General features: G+C 60.9%; 13 protein-coding genes. 5 read left to right on the plus strand and 8 right to left on the minus strand.

What is annotated here, in order from left to right; genetic code table 11:
• Window positions 1-3: 3 nt before the first annotated feature.
• From pssA to truA, 7 genes are read right to left on the minus strand one after another with little or no spacing between them, the layout of a single operon-like run.
• Window positions 4-960: a CDP-diacylglycerol--serine O-phosphatidyltransferase gene (gene pssA / locus WKF55_13265; protein ID MEJ7760546.1), complete on the minus strand. Its 957-nt coding sequence runs from the start codon at window positions 958-960 to the stop codon at window positions 4-6.
• Window positions 957-1,610, minus strand: coding sequence for a phosphatidylserine decarboxylase family protein (locus WKF55_13270; GenBank protein ID MEJ7760547.1), 654 nt, complete (start codon window positions 1,608-1,610; stop codon window positions 957-959). Before WKF55_13270 ends, pssA begins: the two co-directional genes overlap by 4 nt.
• Window positions 1,607-2,560 carry a phosphoribosylaminoimidazolesuccinocarboxamide synthase gene (locus tag WKF55_13275; protein MEJ7760548.1) on the minus strand — a complete coding sequence of 318 codons (954 nt, stop codon included), beginning with the start codon at window positions 2,558-2,560 and terminating at the stop codon, window positions 1,607-1,609. Before WKF55_13275 ends, WKF55_13270 begins: the two co-directional genes overlap by 4 nt.
• Window positions 2,560-3,993, minus strand: coding sequence for an adenylosuccinate lyase (gene purB / locus WKF55_13280; GenBank protein ID MEJ7760549.1), 1,434 nt, complete (start codon window positions 3,991-3,993; stop codon window positions 2,560-2,562). The genes WKF55_13275 and purB overlap by 1 nt, the downstream gene beginning before the upstream one ends.
• Window positions 3,993-5,396, minus strand: coding sequence for a trypsin-like peptidase domain-containing protein (locus tag WKF55_13285; protein ID MEJ7760550.1), 1,404 nt, complete (start codon window positions 5,394-5,396; stop codon window positions 3,993-3,995). Before WKF55_13285 ends, purB begins: the two co-directional genes overlap by 1 nt.
• Window positions 5,393-6,055: a transaldolase family protein gene (locus WKF55_13290; protein MEJ7760551.1), complete on the minus strand. Its 663-nt coding sequence runs from the start codon at window positions 6,053-6,055 to the stop codon at window positions 5,393-5,395. Before WKF55_13290 ends, WKF55_13285 begins: the two co-directional genes overlap by 4 nt.
• Window positions 6,056-6,829 carry a tRNA pseudouridine(38-40) synthase TruA gene (truA, locus tag WKF55_13295; protein MEJ7760552.1) on the minus strand — a complete coding sequence of 258 codons (774 nt, stop codon included), beginning with the start codon at window positions 6,827-6,829 and terminating at the stop codon, window positions 6,056-6,058. It abuts the gene before it with no gap.
• 184 nt (window positions 6,830-7,013) lie between these two features.
• Here truA and WKF55_13300 point away from each other — a divergent pair, with 184 nt between their 5' ends.
• The gene (locus WKF55_13300; protein MEJ7760553.1) at window positions 7,014-7,913 is read left to right on the plus strand and encodes a hypothetical protein; all 900 of its coding nucleotides are present in this window, start codon (window positions 7,014-7,016) and stop codon (window positions 7,911-7,913) included.
• A 10-nt stretch (window positions 7,914-7,923) separates the two neighbouring features.
• Window positions 7,924-8,973 (plus strand): anthranilate phosphoribosyltransferase, encoded by a 1,050-nt coding sequence (gene trpD / locus WKF55_13305; protein ID MEJ7760554.1) that lies wholly within the window; start codon window positions 7,924-7,926, stop codon window positions 8,971-8,973.
• Here trpD and lexA read toward each other — a convergent pair.
• A complete protein-coding gene (gene lexA / locus WKF55_13310) occupies window positions 8,970-9,578 on the minus strand; it encodes a transcriptional repressor LexA (GenBank protein ID MEJ7760555.1) in 609 nt (202 codons plus the stop codon). The two genes, trpD and lexA, sit on opposite strands and share 4 nt — an antisense overlap.
• A 172-nt stretch (window positions 9,579-9,750) precedes the next feature.
• On the opposite strand from lexA, the gene WKF55_13315 reads away from it, so the two are divergent.
• From WKF55_13315 to trpB, 3 genes are read left to right on the plus strand one after another with little or no spacing between them, the layout of a single operon-like run.
• Window positions 9,751-10,485, plus strand: a complete 735-nt coding sequence (locus WKF55_13315; GenBank protein MEJ7760556.1) for an indole-3-glycerol phosphate synthase TrpC — start codon at window positions 9,751-9,753, stop codon at window positions 10,483-10,485.
• 18 nt (window positions 10,486-10,503) lie between these two features.
• Complete coding sequence (locus tag WKF55_13320) at window positions 10,504-11,154, plus strand: phosphoribosylanthranilate isomerase (protein MEJ7760557.1); 651 nt, start codon at window positions 10,504-10,506, stop codon at window positions 11,152-11,154.
• 44 nt (window positions 11,155-11,198) lie between these two features.
• On the plus strand, window positions 11,199-12,386 hold the full coding sequence (gene trpB / locus WKF55_13325; GenBank protein ID MEJ7760558.1) for a tryptophan synthase subunit beta: 1,188 nt from the start codon (window positions 11,199-11,201) through the stop codon (window positions 12,384-12,386).
• Window positions 12,387-12,452: the final 66 nt, after the last annotated feature.

The raw sequence follows: 12,452 nt of genomic DNA on the forward strand, positions 1-12,452 counted from the left end.
GTGCTAGGGCTCTGGCTGCCGGGGAGAAAAGCCACGCGGGGGTGACCTGTCGCCATGCGGGGGTGGGCGACGCCTGCGTTTCCGGCGCTGCTGCTGAAGCTTTTCGTCGGGACCGATGTCAGGAACGGAAATCTCCGGCGGCTCCGGGTCGAACTCCTCGTCATCATCCGATATGACTTGTACATCGCCTCGCGGAAGCCTGCCGATCATTCCGAAGAGGACCGTTTTGCCAACGCCGTATAAGACATACGCAATGAGAGCAGGGAAGTAGAACTGCTTCTTGAGCAGAATCACGCCGAGCACAACGGCAACAACAGTAATGGAGCCCAGAATCTCGCTTAACTTCCGATACCCGATGGTGGGAACGGCGGGGTAGGAAACGTTGCTGATCATGAGAAACGCGAGCGCGAGCATCAGGAACCGAAGCCAGAAATGCCATGGCAGATCGGCCAGAATTGTTTCGTTGTAGAGTGTCGACTGGCTGAACCAGTAGTACGTCGCCAGTGTCATTCCAGCGGCGGGACTTGGCAGACCGTGGAAATAGCGTTTGGCCCGGCCTGCCTGCTCCACATTGAAACGGGCTAGGCGTATCGCCGCGCACACAACGAAGAAAAACGGGATGAGCCATTCCCAGCCTTCGCGATTCAGGACGGCAAAATACATGATCATCGCCGGCGCGAGTCCGAACGAGATCACGTCGACGAGTGAGTCGAGCTCTGATCCGAACCGCGAGCCACTGCCAGTAGCGCGTGCGACGCGTCCATCGAGTGCGTCCGCAACTCCCCCGAGCACGATCAGGGTGCCGGCAAAGTCGAACTGGCCGCGGGACGCAGAGACGATTGCGAATACACCGCAAAACAGATTTGCGAGCGTCAGACCATTCGGCAGCACCACCACCGCCCGCCGCATTCGCCTCGGCGATGCGGCCTCGGCGCCGCCTGAATCGCCCGTCAGGCTCATCTCTGGGGAAGGTCGGCCAGAACCGTCGTGCCGGCGGATGTGATCTGGCCGAGCTTGGCACGCAGCTTCGAATCAACCGGCAGGAACACATCGACGCGCGAGCCGAACCGGATGATTCCCATGCGCTCCCCCTGTTTCGCTACATCTCCGGCCTTGCTGTACGTGACAATGCGTCGCGCAATGAGTCCGGCGATCTGCCGCATGAGTATCCGGTGCGGCCCCGATTCGATACCGACAGAGCTCTGCTCATTTTCCAGGCTCGATTTTTCCGCGGCCGCGTTCAGAAACTTTCCCTTGTTGTAGTGCACGTACCGCACGATCCCATCAACAGGATACCGGTTGACATGGACGTTGAAGACATTCATGAAAATCGACAGGCGAAGCGCCCGCCCCTTCACAAAATTGGGTTCGTCAACTTCGGTGATCAGAATGAGCTTGCCGTCCGCAGGCGACACCACAACCTGGGAACCTCGCTCGCCGGAACGCTCCGGGTCGCGAAAGAACCACGCAACCCACAGCGAGAGAATTGTAAGCACGATTGCCAGAAGCCAGAGCGCCCACGATCTGCGCGAGAGAGCGAGGGCAAACACGGTTGCGGCCGCAACGGCAGCGATAGCGATGAACACGTATCCTTCGCGGGCAATGCTCAAATCAACGCTCCAGTATCTGGCCGGGCATGGGTGAGGCGGCGGTAAATATCGAGGTAACGCTCACTGGTGGCAGTGATCACTTCCTCCGGCAACGGCGGGGGCGGATTCTCGCCATTCCAGCGGCAGGCCGCACGCTCTGCCTCCAGGTAATCCCGCAACGGCTGCTTGTCGAAACTTGGCTGAGGTCCACCCGGTGCGTAACGGTCGGCGGGCCAGAAGCGCGAGCTGTCTGGCGTAAGTACCTCGTCGACTAATATAACACGCGCGGGGTCGAATTCTTCGACCGCACCCGACGCATTCGCGAGGTAGCCGAACTCGACTTTGGTGTCGGCGATGATGATGCCGCGTTCACCCGCAAGGCCTTGTCCAAAATCATAGATAAGCCGAGTCAAACGCTCCAGTTCAACTGCCGTTTCTGAACCGACAATTCCCCTCAACCTGCCGACGGTGATGTTTTCGTCATGTCCGGTATGTGCTTTTGTTGCGGGAGTGAAAATGGGCGCTGGCAGCCGGCTCGATTCCACCAGGCCGCGGGCCAGTGGTTGCCCGGCCATCGTGCCCGTCGATGCATACTCCTTCCATGCCGACCCCGAGATATAGCCCCGCATCACGCATTCAACAGGAAACACATCGGCGCGCACGCAAAGCATAGCGCGTCCTGTCAGCTCTTCGAGGTGCGGCGCGAGCTCCGGCAGATCGCTGCATATAGCGACTGCGTCGTCCAACAGCAGGTGGTGCCGGACCAGCGGTGCCATCTGGCGCAACCACCACGCAGTAATCTGTGTCAGCACCATTCCCTTTTCGGGTATGGCTTCCGCCATCACGATGTCGAAGGCGCTTACGCGGTCGGTGGCTACTATCAGTAGTCGCTCCGCATCCACTTCGTATACATCCCGCACTTTTCCTCTTCTCAACAGCGGCAGTGGCAACGAAGTGTGTGAGAGCAGCATCAGACGCGAATTTCGGCGTCGCTCAAGTCACTCCGGGAAGTACCAGCCAGCACGCCTGCCACCGTGCCGTCCAGAAACTCATCGACCTGCTCGGGAGCACGCCCGATAAAGTGGCGTGGGTCGGCGGCAGCTGCGATTTCCCCGGCGCTGAGACCAAGCGCCCCGTCACTCGCGAGCCTGCCGAAAAGATCGTTGCCCGATGCGCCCTCCTTGAGAGCCCGTGCAGCAGCGATAGAATGCCGGCGAATCACCTCGTGTACGGCCTGCCTGTCACCACCCGCCTGCACCGCCTGGACGATGAGCTTCTCAGTCGCCATGAAGGGGAGCTCCGCCTCGATTCGCTGGCGTATCCGTGCACGGTGAACCTCGAGGCCGCCCGCAATGTTTGCCATCAGAACCACTATCGCATCGGTTGCGAGGAAAGATTCGGGGATCGACATGCGCCGGTTCGCGCTGTCGTCGAGTGTTCGCTCGAAGTACTGAACGCTGTGCGTCTGGTTGGCGTTGCCTTCCAGCGACAGTACGAATCGCGACAGCGAGTTGATGCGCTCCGAGCGCATCGGATTCCGCTTGTACGCCATTGCCGAAGATCCAATCTGCTCAGTCTCGAACGGCTCTTCGATTTCTCCAAACGACTGCAACATCCGCACGTCGCTCGCGAACTTGGCAGCGCTCGCGGCCACGCCCGAAACCGACGAAAGAACGAACGCGTCGATTTTTCTCGAGTACGTCTGACCGGTAACAGGAAGAGACGCAGAAAAACCCATCCTGGAGGTCACCAGGCTGTCGAGCTGCCGCACTTTTTCATGATCCCCGTTGAAGAGCTCGAGGAAACTTGCCTGAGTGCCAGTCGTGCCTTTCACTCCCCGAAACGGCATCGTCGAGCGACGAAAGTCGATTTCCTGCAGATCGAGAACCAGATCCTGCATCCAGAGCGTGGCACGCTTGCCGACGGTCGTGAGCTGCGCTGGCTGGAGATGTGTGTATCCAAGTGTCGGCTCGTTTCGCCATTGACGCGCGAATGCTGCCAGCAACCTCAGGACGCCGATGATCCGGCCACGCAGAATGTCGAGCCCCCGCCGCATGAGAATGAGATCGGCGTTGTCCGTAACGTACGCGCTTGTGGCGCCGAGATGGATGAAAGGCTTGGCCAGCGGGGCCGCGTCGCCGAACGTGTGTATGTGTGCCATGACGTCGTGGCGAAACCTTCGCTCGTAGGCCGCGACAGCATCGAAGTCAATGTCGTCGAGATGCTCCCCCATCTGCTGGATTGCGTCAACAGGAATGTCCGTGCCGAGCTCCCGCTGTGCCTCTGCGAGCACAAGCCAGAGCTGTCGCCAAAGTTTGTAGCGGGCTTGCGGCGACCACAGTTCCAGCATTGCGCGCGATGCGTAGCGCTCTGCAAGGGGGGAGCTGTAAACGTCGTGCAACATTACTGAATCACGAATTCAGTGGTGTACACCTGGCGCTGTCGCTCGAGATACATCACGATCGCACCCCGGCCGCCATAATAGTCCAGAGCTCTGGCGGCCGCCTCGGCATCCGCAATCGGGACCCTGTTGATCTGCAGAATTACATCCCCTGCCTGAATGCCCAGCTGTCCCGCCACCCGTTCACTGACGCTCTGCACGAGTGCGCCGGTGGCACGGCGGACATTTCGCTCGGCTCGAATCGCCGGCGTCAGTGTCACAAGCTGAATTTCACGCAGAACCGTAACCTTGGGCGCATTTACCTCCGGCAAATCGGCCACTTTGACACTCACGCGAATTTCTCTGCCATTGCGCTCAATCAGCAGTGGAACCTCCTCACCCACACGCAGCTCAAGGCGCTCTGCTTCCCAGTCGTAGGGAGTCCTGACGCTTCGCTCGCGCGACTGCACAAGTAGATCACCCACCTGAACTCCACCGCGCGCGGCAGGCGATCCGGGCACAACGGCGCTTACGAGAGCGCCTCTCATGAGTGTTGCGCCCTGCGTCCCCTGCGTCCGCCGAGGCTGGGCCTTCAGCTTGAAGCCCACCCAGGGCCGACGCACAACGCCATGGGCCAGCAGGTCTTCAGTTACCCGCCGCGCGCGGTTGATGGGGATTGCGAAGCCCAGTCCGATCGAGCCGCCACTGGGGGAGAAGATCGAGCTGTTGACTCCAATCACTTCGCCCAGCGCATTGACCAGCGGGCCGCCCGAATTTCCAGGATTGATCGATGCGTCGGTCTGGATCATATCTACGTAAACTCCGGCGCCGGCACTCTCGGCGGGAAGATTGCGGCCGGTTCCGCTCACCACGCCTGCCGTCACGCTTGGCTCTGTATTGTCGAGGAGAAAACCATAGGGGCTTCCAATGGCTATTGCCCATTCGCCTACCAGCAGATTGGAGGAATTGCCCAGCGGAGCAACCGGAAGGCCCCGGGCGTCGATCTTCACAACGGCGAGATCGTTCGATTCATCCGCTCCGAGAAGCCGGGCCTGGTATCGCGTGCCGTCGCGGAGTGCAACCGATATTCGCGTCGCTCCGTTGATCACGTGAGCATTCGTAACAATCACCCCATCCGCCGAGACGATAAATCCCGACCCGAGTCCTTCGGAAGACCGGCGGCCTGATCTGCCGCCAAAAAATTGCTCATAGAAATCAGCGGGTACCCGTTCGACTACCTCTGTCTGAACAGTGACTACCGACGGTGAGACGCGTTCCACCGCAGAGGTGATCGCGGTACGGCGCGCCGCCGAAACTTCAGCCGAACGATCTGCCGCCCCCTGACTGGCCTGCGCTGTGGACGTCGTGCTGCGCTCGCAGCCCGAGACGCATAAAATCAATGCTGCGCCCAGACAGACTGATCTCACGTATCGTCCCGGGGAGGCGAACGCCGGCCGAGCTGGCTCAGAAATCGGTCCACTCCTCGATCAGTGAGCGGATGGAGAAGCAGCGAATTGAGAACCTCGGGCCGGATCGAAACAATCTGAGCACCCGCTGATACGCACTCGGTGAACTGCGCCGTGGTGTGAGGCGACGCCACCATGACGTCGCATTCGCAATTGCTGGCTTCGAGCAATGCCCTTATCTCACTGACGGTGCCGGCACTTGTCTGGCCCTGTGCATCGAGATCGTCGAGGGAAACCCGAACCATGGATGCGCCAGCCTTCGCCGCCAGCACCGCCTGAGCACCATTGAAAACGAAGTTTGCGCACACTGAAACACCTTCCATACTGAGGCGGTGCATCGGTCCCACGGCATCTTCAACGAGCGGAAGCTGAATCACGATGTGATGAGAGATCTTCGATAGTTCGCGCGCCTGATTGTACATATCGGTTTCGCTGATCGCTCCGACCTCGACGCATATCGGAATAGCAAACTCGCTGGCGATGGTCTCGAGCAATTCGAATCCGGCGCCGGAAGTGATCCCGGCGCGCACGCCACCTCCCAGCATGACACCGTCGGCCAAACCCGCCGACCAGGATTTTCGAATTTCCTCGACCGATGTACTCTCGACAAAAATGTTCATTCAGTTACTCAGATAAAGGTCCGGTGGATATTCGACGCGTTCCAGATACAGGGCGTGCGCTGGCGCTGGCGCAGATACTTCTTTGTTGTCTTCTGCCTCCAGCAATCGCCGAAGTGTGCCGGCACTCTTTCGGCCGCAGGCGATGTCCAGCATTGTGCCGACGAGAAACCGCACCATGTGGTGCAAGAAACGGTTCGCGCGAATGGCGAAAACCATCCCACCCTCACGGTCACGCCAGGACACTTCATGAACATCGCAGATGTGATTGTCAGCGGCGGGAGCTGTGCCCCTCACCGCGAAGCCACGAAAGCAGTGCCGCCCCGCGAGCGCCAGTGCGGCGGTATCGAGCGCAGCCCGATCGAGCGGACGGCGCCACACGAGCTCGCGCCGCCTTCGAAATGGCGATTCCGCATTTTCGTCCGTTCCGACCAGGTAGCGATACGCCCGCGAGCTTGCGCTGAATCTTGCGTGAAATTCGTCCCGCATTTCGTGCGCTGCGGCGACCCACAGATCATCGGGCAAGATCGAATTCAGCGCCCGTCGCAGTTCCATGGGGTCCCATGTATCTCTCACCCTGACTCCAGCCGACTGTCCCAGCGCGTGCACCCCGGCGTCGGTGCGACCGGCCCCGGTGACGGCAATGTGCTCCTCGCAAAGTCGGGAAAGACAGTCCTCCAGAGCTCCCTGAACCGTCCTCACATTCCGCTGACGCTGCCATCCCGCGAAGCGCGCGCCGTCGTACTGCAGAACGAGTTGGACGCTTCGTGACGGCATTTCGCAAGCTATCGCTCCAATTCCCCAGCGGCAAACTTGCCTCAGCCGGCCCTCTCTGGCTGCGCCCCTGAAGAATTCCAGTCGTTGCAGCCGTCGTGGGGACACCGCCGTCGTGGGGCGTTGACAATCCAATCGTGAAACAGCAGACTCAGCACGCTGACATCCGCTCCTCCTTACTGACTCGATGGCACCACGCACACTAGCTACGCTCGCCACAGTACTTTCCGGGGCCCGTGACGCCGACGCTGCCTTCACGCTCCTGCAAGCCGAAGCGTGGGATATCGATCGCTCCGCGCAGCTGGCGCTTTTCATGTGCGACTCGAGACGTCAGCTGATTACGGAAAAGCTGGTGCCCAATGCCGGCGGTGTAGCTCGAACTCCGATGAACGTCGCGATCGATCACCTGCCTGCACCCATCCGGCGGGCACTGAACTTCGGCACGACTCTCGCCGATTTTGGCGCCGAGTCCGACGACTACATGAAGCTTCTTGGTGTGACGGCCGCGCAGCCTGGGGGAATTCTCACGGTCCGCGGCCTGACACTCGACGGCGAGCTGGCCGGATTTGTCGCAATGCATGAAGCGAAGCGCCGGTTCGGCCCCCGCGTAGTCGAGCGGATCTCCCCGGCGCTTGACCTTTTTGCCCTCGCGTTCGAACGGATTGCCGAACACGACGCGCGATTTGAGGCCGTACGCGTTCTGGAGGAGCTGACCCGGAACATCCACGCCGAGTACAACCGGGCGGTGCGGGACCTGAAGGCGGAGGTGACCGAATTGCGGGCGAACACCGTCCTCCCAGCCGCGCGGGATGCAACACGCATCGCGGAGCTCGAGAACGCCGCCAGAGCGTCGTTCGCGGAGGCACAGAGGCGGGCTGAAACACTCGCCGCAGTCGAAGATCAGGTCTCGCTTGCCGTGGAAAAACTGCAAAAGGCCCATGCGGATCTTCGTTCTCAAAGTCAGCAGTCGCGCATCGACGCCGACTTGATTTATGACGTGCAGCGCGCCTTGAACGAGGACAACGGCGGGGCAGATGCGGCTGCCGTACTGAAGAAGATCAGAACCATCCTCGCTCGACGCGCCTAGCTCGCCCCCCGTGACGTCGATTCAGGGTTTCACGCCGCTTCACGCGGCAATCGTAAAGCTCGCTCATCATCAGCAGCTGACCCGTGACGATGCGGCCGAGGCGTTCGGCGTGATCATGCGCGGAGAGGCCAGCGCGCTGCAGATCGCTGCGATGCTCATGGGGTTGCGCGTACGCGGGGAGAATGCGGCGATAATTACCGGGGTAGTCAGAGCGCTGAGGAAGGTGATGGTACGGTTGCCGGCAATAGACCCCGACAGCCTGGTCGATACCTGTGGCACTGGCGGGGGCGTTGTACCGACGTTCAACATTTCTACCGCCGCGGCGCTGCTCGCTGCGGGTGCCGGCGTTCGCATCGCCAAACACGGCAACCGTTCGTTTTCGTCTCGATGCGGCAGTGCGGATGTTCTCGAAGCACTCGGCGTGATGATCGATGCCCCACTCGCGTCAATGGCCGCCGCTCTGAAAGACGCGGGAATCGTTTTTATGTACGCCCCGTTAATGCATCCAGCCATGAAGCATGTGGGTGCAGTACGGCGCGAGCTCGCGATACCCACTGTCATGAACATCGTCGGCCCCCTCGCCAATCCGGCAGGCGCGCGAAGGCAGGTTGTAGGTGTCGCAGATGCAAACCGCGTCGCGACGATGGCCGGAGCCCTGGCCGACCTGGACGCGATTCATGCGCTCGTCGTTCACGGCGAGCCAGGAATTGATGAGGTTTCACCGCTTGGCCTTACCCAGGTCGTCGAGATTCGCGATGGCGCCACCACCGAATGGACCATCGATCCATCGGACTACGGGCTCGCAGTGACCGACGCAAAGGAACTCGCCGGTGGTGACCCTCGCGCTAATGCACAAATAATTCTGGACGTACTGGGCGGCAGCGGAAGCGAGGGGGCGCGAGCCGCGACGATACTGAACGCGGCGGCCGCGGTATACGTCAGCGGCCGTGTCGACAGCTACGCAGCCGGAATCAAAGTTGCTCGCGATGCCTTGTCAGGCGGACTCGGCCTCCAAGCCCTCGAGAAGCTCAGGCGTGCAAGCCCCAGTTCCCACCTTTAACAGCGACGCACCACTCCTACGACGATGCCCTGAATGGAGATGTCGTTCTCGTGTACGTAGATGGGAGCCATCGCTTCATTTGCCGGCTGGAGCCGGATCCTGCCGTCTTTCTCACGGTAGAGCTTTTTCACCGTCGCGGAGTTGCCATCCACAAGGGCAATTACCATCTCGCCGTTGTCCGCGCTCTGTCGCTCGTTGACAATTACAAAATCACCGTCGCGGATCTGCTCGTCGATCATGGAATTACCTCGGACCCGCAGCACATAATGACTGCCACCGCCACGCACGAGGCTGTCTGGAATGTCGATCATCTCCTGACTCTGAATCGCCTCGATAGGCATACCAGCAGCTACAGTTCCGACCAGCGGCAGCTGGAGCGCCCGCGGATAGATGTCTGATGGCAGAACCTCAATCGCCCGACTTTCGTTGTATTCGCGCTTGATGTAGCCTTTGCGCTGAAGATTGCTCAGGTGCTCATGCACCGTGGCAAGCGAGCTGTAGCCGAACCGGCCCGCGATCTCCTCGAAACTCGGCGCGTATCCGCGGTCTCCAGAGTACTCGGTGAGAAAGCTCAGAATCTCGCGCTGGCGCTTCGTGAGCGACATATCTTTCCAGGAGTGAGGGGTCGTACAATGCGCATTCGCATGACCGAACATCAGCCGAAGTAAGATTATCCGAACAAGTACCGAAACGCAAGACTTTTCGGCATGGCAGAGGCCTGTCGGTACACTCGGCGAGCTGACCGAAGCGGCCCGGGGGCGCGCCGCTGCGTTAAAGGTGCGAACACGCGAGCTGGAACGCGCGGCAGCCGCGCGCAGGCCGGTACTCAGGCTGGCACCCGCCCTGAGCAGTGCTTTTGTCGCCGTGATCGCCGAGGTAAAACGGGCATCCCCGTCGAAGGGGGCCATCAACTCCAGCATCTGTGCTGGCCCGCAGTCAGTGGCATATGCGGACGGGGGAGCCGCTGCGATATCTGTTCTCACAGAGCCCGCCCGTTTTGGCGGAAGTAATGCAGACCTGATCGACGTGGTGGCGGCCAGCCGGCTACCCGTTATTCGAAAGGATTTCCACGTCGAAGAGATTCAGCTTATCGAAGCGACATCACTTGGGGCATCCGCTGCTCTGCTGATTGTCAGAGCCCTGGCACCCGAGCGGCTTCTGGAGATGGCCCGCACAGCGCGCGACCTCGGACTGGAGATTCTTTTCGAAATCCGCGATGAGCGCGAACTCGAGCGGGCTCTCCGCGCCGAAGCGACGATTATCGGCGTCAATAACCGGAATCTCGAAACGCTGGAGATTGACTCTTCGACGGTGCTCCGTGTGCTGCCGCTCATCCCGCACCACCTGATTGCCGTCGCCGAGAGCGGTTATTTGAGTGCTGGCGAGGTCGAGCGTGCCGCCGATGCAGGGGCCGACGCCGTTCTGGTTGGATCGATTGTTTCTTCGTCTGCTGATCCGACAAAGGCGGTCCGGGCCCTGGCGGCCATTCCGCGCCGCCGTCGTTCAAGCTGACCGACCGGTGACCGGCCGATGACGTCGGTCAAATTTTGCGGCCTCATGCGCCCCGAGGATGCGCGGCTGGCTGGGAAACTCGGAGCCTCTCACGCAGGAGTGATCTTCGCGCCCGGCAGCCGTCGCCGGGTGAGCACGCAGCAGGCGAAGAGCGTCTTCAGCGCTCTGCCAGACAGTGTCCGGAAAGTAGGTGTATTTCGCGACGCACCTTTAGCTGGCATCGTCTCCACGGCCGCTGAGGCGGGCCTCGACGCGGTTCAGCTTCATGGCGCTTTCGATACCGCGGCGATCCGTGAGCTGCGGGCGCTGTTCAGCGGCGCCATATGGCTTGTCGCGGGCATCGATCCGGCGAGCCGCTCATTGAGCCGGCATGTTCTGGAAATTGCGACGGAAACCGATGCTGTGCTGCTCGACACGAGCGTCGCGGGACTGAGCGGCGGTAGCGGAGTGGCGTTCGATTGGATTGCCCTTGCCAATGACACGCACGCGCTTTCGGCAATAAAACCGGTGATCGTCGCGGGCGGTCTCACGCCGTTGAATGTGGTAAACGCAATCCGAGCGCTATCGCCCGCCGTCGTCGATGTATCTTCTGGAGTTGAGGCCGCCCCGGGCATCAAGGACCACAATCTCATGCGAACGTTTGCGCAAGCGGTGCGTTCCGCGTCCTGATATTGGAGGCGCGACCGTGCACCCGCGCAGCAACCACTGACTACATGACAGCATCCCTGCAGAACGATCGCTTTGGCGCCTTTGGCGGACGCTACGTCCCGGAAACGCTCATACCGGCACTCGACGAGCTGGAAAGGGCATTTGCCGGAGCGATGAGCGATCCCGCGTTTGTCAGGGAGGTCGACGAAATGCTTTCCAGCTACGTGGGCAGGCCGTCTCCGCTGAGTACCGCACCGAGGCTGTCGGAACGCGTGGGCGCCAGCGTCTATCTCAAGCGCGAAGACCTCAATCACACCGGCGCACACAAGATCAACAACACCGTCGGACAGGCACTCCTCGCCATGCGCATGGGGAAAAAGCGCATCATCGCGGAAACCGGCGCGGGCCAGCACGGAGTCGCGACCGCCACCGTCTGCGCGCGATTCGGCCTCGACTGCACGGTCTACATGGGCGAAGAGGATATTCGCCGCCAATCGCTCAATGTCTACCGAATGGAGCTGATGGGAGCGAAGGTCGTGCCCGTTACATCGGGAACGAGAACGTTGAAAGACGCGACCAGCGAGGCGATTCGCGACTGGGTCACCAACGTTGAGCACAGCTACTACATCATCGGGTCCGTCGTCGGCCCTGCGCCTTATCCGCTGATGGTGAGGGAATTCCAGTCGGTGATTGGCCGCGAGGCCCGGCAACAAATGCTCGAGACCGCCGGCCGCCTGCCAACGGCAGTCGTTGCATGCGTCGGCGGCGGGTCGAACGCCATGGGAATCTTTCATCCATTCGAGCTCGACACCGCGGTTCGTCTGATCGGCGTCGAAGCCGCCGGGCGCGGTCTTGAATCGGGCGAACATTCGGCGTCTCTTCTGAAGGGCAGGCCAGGAGTCCTGCACGGTGCGCTGAGCTACCTGCTGCAGGACGAAGATGGCCAGGTACAACCGGCGCATTCGATTTCTGCCGGACTCGACTATCCGGGAGTGGGTCCCGAACACGCCTACCTTCGCGACTCAGGACGAGCCGAATATGTCGCCGCGACCGATGCAGACGCTTTGCGCGGGTTTTCAATGCTCAGTCGTCTCGAAGGTATTATTCCCGCCCTCGAAACATCCCATGCCATTGCATGGGTGGCGGACAACAGTGCCAGATGGAACGCCAGCGATGCAATTCTGATTTGTGTGAGCGGACGCGGTGACAAGGATATGGCACAAGTCACTGAGCTCGGGATGCTGGGCGGGTGACCGGACTGGCCGCGCGGGAAATCGGGGAGGAGGAAGCCGAGACGCCCTTCGATGCGGCACTCGTAG

It is taken from the genome of Gemmatimonadaceae bacterium, assembly GCA_037721215.1.
GTDB lineage: Bacteria > Gemmatimonadota > Gemmatimonadetes > Gemmatimonadales > Gemmatimonadaceae > UBA4720.